The sequence below is a fragment of the Paraburkholderia tuberum STM678 genome (genome assembly GCF_902833905.1).
GTDB lineage: Bacteria > Pseudomonadota > Gammaproteobacteria > Burkholderiales > Burkholderiaceae > Paraburkholderia > Paraburkholderia tuberum.
This window is the reverse complement of record NZ_CADFGP010000174.1, coordinates 1-905: the sequence shown is the minus strand read 5'-3', so window position 1 is coordinate 905 and position 905 is coordinate 1. Positions and strand designations below refer to the sequence as shown.

The window sequence follows — 905 nt, the reverse complement described above, 5'->3', positions numbered from 1 at the left end:
CCGAAACCCTGGCAGGCCTGCACTTCGTCGTCTTCGCCATGCTTATGCTCGTTCATGCTGCACCGATTATGAAAAGTGCCTAACACGCTCTAGAACAGGGGCTAGCCGCTGGGGGGAGACGCGCCATGGACAAGCACCATGAACTTCGTGGAGCGCGAACGGCAGCCGCGGCCTCGGCGAACGCGGACACACTGATTCGGCACTCGGCAGCAGATAGACATCAAGGAATCCGGCGCTCCCCCAAACAGCGCCGAAAACCATCTCCATATCGAAGCATTTGAATGATCGTCCCGTGGGAATAACCGCCAGTTTCGACGCAGCTATCCGCGGCGCCAAAATCCGAACTAGGGTAGGGGTTGAACAAAGTAAGCGCGGAGCAAAATGCGAAGGAATAGTTGCTCTCGCAACTATGACGCCCGCCAGAGTGAAATTCGGCGTGCCGGCGAAAAGGCATCATGGCGTCATGAATCCGTCATGACCAATACGTAGATTCGGACGGCACCGAAAATCCGGTGTTGAATTGCAAATAAATAAAATCTGAGAGAAGTTAGACAAATGAATCGACATACTCAAAGTATCGGTCATCTCGAGCGCAGTGCCGGGAATGACCGCCTGACGCGCGCCTTGGCCGCACGCCTCGACAGGGCATTGACACGCGCCGGCATCAGTTCCGCACGCGCAGCGAAGTGGCTGGGTGTGAGCGAATATGACGTGCAATATTGGCGACGCGGAATCGCCGTGCCGCCGCTGAACGCTTGTACGCGCCTCGCTGCCGTCCTCCATCTCGATCAACTGGTTGCCGGTTTTCGACGGCCGTGGAATTTGTCTGCAAGCCGCGCCAGGACTGGATTTCAGGTCAGAGTAGCCAGATCGGCTAAAGTCCAGATTTCTGGACGCAGCGAATG

Annotated in this window: 1 protein-coding gene; it reads left to right on the top strand. The window is 56.6% G+C overall.

All coding sequences use genetic code 11. The features are described 5' to 3' along the window. Positions 1-555: 555 nt before the first annotated feature. Positions 556-905, top strand: a 350-nt coding sequence (locus HWY30_RS41280; protein WP_244145225.1) for a hypothetical protein, incomplete at its 3' end; no start/stop codon positions are given.